Origin of the sequence: Streptomyces sp. NPDC052496, from assembly GCF_040679095.1 — a bacterium.
Classification (GTDB): domain Bacteria; phylum Actinomycetota; class Actinomycetes; order Streptomycetales; family Streptomycetaceae; genus Streptomyces.
The window spans coordinates 1-3,359 of the sequence record NZ_JBFAUH010000064.1 but is presented as its reverse complement, the minus strand read 5'-3'; the positions used below and the strand labels follow the sequence as shown (position 1 = coordinate 3,359).

Below are 3,359 nucleotides of genomic sequence, written 5' to 3'. Positions count from 1 at the left end.
CTTCGCCGAGTGGTACCCCAGTGACGGCCGGACCGGCCTGTCACCAGCCCAACTCGCCACCGTCTGCGTCCTGCAGTTCCTGATGGAACTGTCCGACCGGCAGGTTGTCGAGGCAGTGCGCTGTCACATCGACTTCAAGCACGCCCTGGCCATGGAGCTGGATGATCCAGGATTCCACCACAGCGTCCTGGCCGACTTCCGCGAACGCCTGTCCGTGGACGGCCGAGCCGATCAGCTCCTGAAGCTCGCCCTCAAACGGATCAGAACCGCCGGGCTGATCACGGAACGCGGACGTCAACGCACCGACTCCACCCACGTCCTTGCCGCGGTCCGGGACCTGGCCCGGACCGAGCTGGTCGCCGAGGCGATGCGCGCGGCTCTGGAGGAGATCGCCCGCCAGGCTCCGGAGGAACTGATGGCCCTGGTCACGGCAGAGTGGGGGCAGCGTTACGGGCGCGCGGCACGGCTCGGCAAGAACCCCACTCGGCCCAAGACGCGCATCAACTACCTCGGACAGGACGCTGAGCTGCTGCTGTGCCATGTGTTTTGCCTGCCTGGGAAATTGCGGGATGGGCCGCGTCTCCAGGCGTTGCGGCAGATCTTTCTGCAGAACTACTTGATCGACGGCCATGGGCGCACCCAGTGGCGGATACCCACCGATGCCGGGCTGCCACCCGCGTCCACCGCGGTCGTCTCGCCCTACGACGTGAGCGCCCGCTATGCCCGTCGTGGCGACACCCGGTGGAAGGGATTCCTCGCGCACGTCACGGAGACCTGTGACGCCGGCGCGGTCAACATCATCACGGACGTCACCACTACCGTGGCCTCGGTCAACGACGCCCGGACCCCGCCCATGGTTCATGCCCGGCTGGAGGAAAGAGGGCTGCTGCCCGGCGAGCATCTGGTCGATGGCGGCTACATGTCCGTGGCGCACCGCGATCGCTCGGCCCGTGAGTACCACATTCACCTGGTCGGACCGGTCAAGGAGAAGGTCACCCGCAAGGGCGACGTGTTCGACCGCGACGCGTTCACCATCGACTGGGAACGCCGGCAAGTGATCTGTCCGTTGGGCACAGCGAGCATCAGCTGGGCAGCCCACCCGTCCACCGCGCCCGTCATCCACGCGAAGTTCTCGCAGACCGACTGCGGGCAGTCCGGTCAAAGCGGACTGCACCCGCGGCCCCCGCCGGCTGGTGGGCTTCTACCCCCGCGAACTACACGAACTACTTGCTTCCGCGCGCGCTGAGCAGCAGACGCCCGCCTGGAAGAGCCGATACGCGATGCGGGCGGGGGTGGAGAGCACGATCAATGAGTTCGTCCACGGCCACGGAATGCGACGGTGTCGCTATCGCAGCAGGGACAGGGCCCACGCCCAGCACGTCCTCACCGCCATCGCGATCAACGTTGAACGGATCAGCGCACAGGCACCCGGAAGCCCCGGACACCATCCCCGGCAACCTACGGCCTTCCAGAACTACTTGGACCACCGAGGTCTCCCACGACCCCGCAAATGGCGGGCCACCGGGCTGACCCGGACTCCAAGGTTCCCGACAGACTCAGCTTCTGACCGGGCACGTTGATTGAGAACAGGGGGCCTGGTCGGCAATCACGGGCCAGGGGTTGAGTGCCTGTCAGCCAGGCCCCTGGCGAGCTGACTGATGCGTGCGCGGGCCGCCTGAGGGGCGAGCACCTCGATGTGGTCGCCGAACTGAAGAAGCTGACGCACCGACTCGATGTCGGGGTAGCGCACGACGACGACGCACGAGCCTTTTTCTGCGTCGGAGACATGGTGGATGCGGGTGCCGAGGATGCGCCGCGCCAGGTCGAGACCCTTTTCCGGCAGGCGGATGGTCACGCTCACGCGATCTTGCTCCTCAGTGCGTTTCTTCAACACGGACCATCTGGTGCGGAGGGTTTCGCCTGGCTGGAGCACGGCTGGCGCGTCTAGCTGTTCGAAGGCCGACAGCCGTTCCAGAGCGAGCAGCCGGCTATCGCCCTGGTCATCGGCGACGAGATACCAGCGACCTGATTTCGCCACGATCCCGTACGGGTCGACCACCCGTGTCGAGGCCTGGCTCTCGGCGCTGCGCCGGTACAGGATTCGAAGGCGTCGCCGGTGTCGCAGGGTCGAGGCCAGGTCCGATACTTCGACCGCTGGCTCGGGGGCAGCAAACCACGCGGTGCTGTCGACAAGCAGAAAGTCAGCCAGCCGCGGCTGGTTCGGCGACTCAGGTGCTGCAGCCTGGCGGGCGGCGATCTTGCGCTCGGCCGACTCCCACACCGCAGTTAGGCCCATTCGCTCACGTAGTGCGCTGTCCAAGCCGGCCACGGACAGGGCCTCCAGTTCTGGTGGTTCCAGATGGGATGCGCTGAGCCGTGCACTGGGGAGCAGGACGATCCCGCCGTTCCGCCCACGTTCGGCATAGACGGGCACGCCCGCTGTCGATAGCGCCTCGACGTCCCGCAGCACAGTCCGCCGGGACACCTCAAGACGCGCGGCGAGCTCCGTGGTAGTGAGCCGCTGACGGGTCTGCAGGAGCAGCAGGAGATGCAGGAGCCTTGAAGCCTTCATGCGTACCCATGTTCTCAGAAAAGGTGACAGGTTCCGTCGCGATTGGGCGATCCACTGGGCGCTGTTCCGAGAAATCAACGAGTTGAGGAGCACTCCATGCCCGCACCGAACCTGTTCCTGATCGGCGTCCGCGACGCCGAGGCCGCCACCGCCTTCTACAGCGACCTGTTCGAGATCGAACCGACCTTCACCAGTCCCCACTACGTAGCCTTCGAAGCTGCCCCCGGTGTCCTGTTCGCACTGTGGACGGGCTACAGCGAGCACGCGGTCCCGAGCCTCCCTCGTACGACAGAGATCGGACTCATGGTGCCGGGGCCGTCGCAGGCGATTGATGAGATCTTCACGAGGTGGGCCTCGAAGGGGGTCCACGTTGTGCAGGAGCCGCATGATGCTGTCTTCGGCCGCACGTTCGTGATTACGGACCCTGACGGCAACCTCATCCGAGTCTCCCCGGTCGACTGACCTGCACTATCCCTCCTCGCATATCTCCAAACTGAAGGGCCGGCCACACACCATGGCCGGCCTTTCAGCCTGTCTGGGAGCTCAGAAATGTCGCATTCGAACGCGGCCCTCACCCCGCGCCACCGGCTGAAAGTCGCTCTCGTCGCTGACGACGGCTGGCCAATCAGCAAAGTCGCGGCCCGCTTCCAGGTGGCCTGGCCGACCGTGAAGCGCTGGGTCGATCGCTACTTCGCAGACGAGTCCATGCAGGACCGATCCTCTCGACCGCGGAGCTGTCCGGCCAAGACACGCAAGACCATGACGAAGAGGTGCGTCAGCCTGCGAC

Annotated in this window: 5 protein-coding genes; 4 read left to right on the top strand and 1 reads right to left on the bottom strand. The window is 65.9% G+C overall.

Going from position 1 to position 3,359, the window contains the following annotated elements; all coding sequences use genetic code 11:
- Nucleotides 1–1,246: transposase (locus AB0L45_RS39375; RefSeq protein ID WP_365848616.1), on the top strand; the 1,246-nt coding region annotated here is incomplete at its 5' end.
- Complete coding sequence (locus AB0L45_RS39370; RefSeq protein ID WP_365848615.1) at nucleotides 1,194–1,580, top strand: transposase; 387 nt, start codon at nucleotides 1,194–1,196, stop codon at nucleotides 1,578–1,580. The genes AB0L45_RS39375 and AB0L45_RS39370, both read left to right, overlap by 53 nt.
- A 26-nt stretch (nucleotides 1,581–1,606) precedes the next feature.
- On the opposite strand, the gene AB0L45_RS39365 is transcribed toward AB0L45_RS39370, so the two are convergent.
- Nucleotides 1,607–2,572 carry a WYL domain-containing protein gene (locus tag AB0L45_RS39365; protein ID WP_365848614.1) on the bottom strand — a complete coding sequence of 322 codons (966 nt, stop codon included), beginning with the start codon at nucleotides 2,570–2,572 and terminating at the stop codon, nucleotides 1,607–1,609.
- Between the two features lie 96 nt (nucleotides 2,573–2,668).
- On the opposite strand from AB0L45_RS39365, the gene AB0L45_RS39360 reads away from it, so the two are divergent.
- Complete coding sequence (locus AB0L45_RS39360) at nucleotides 2,669–3,034, top strand: VOC family protein (RefSeq protein WP_046929261.1); 366 nt, start codon at nucleotides 2,669–2,671, stop codon at nucleotides 3,032–3,034.
- Nucleotides 3,035–3,121: 87 nt separating this feature from the next.
- On the top strand, nucleotides 3,122–3,359 hold a 238-nt coding region (locus tag AB0L45_RS39355), incomplete at its 3' end, for a leucine zipper domain-containing protein (RefSeq protein WP_365848613.1).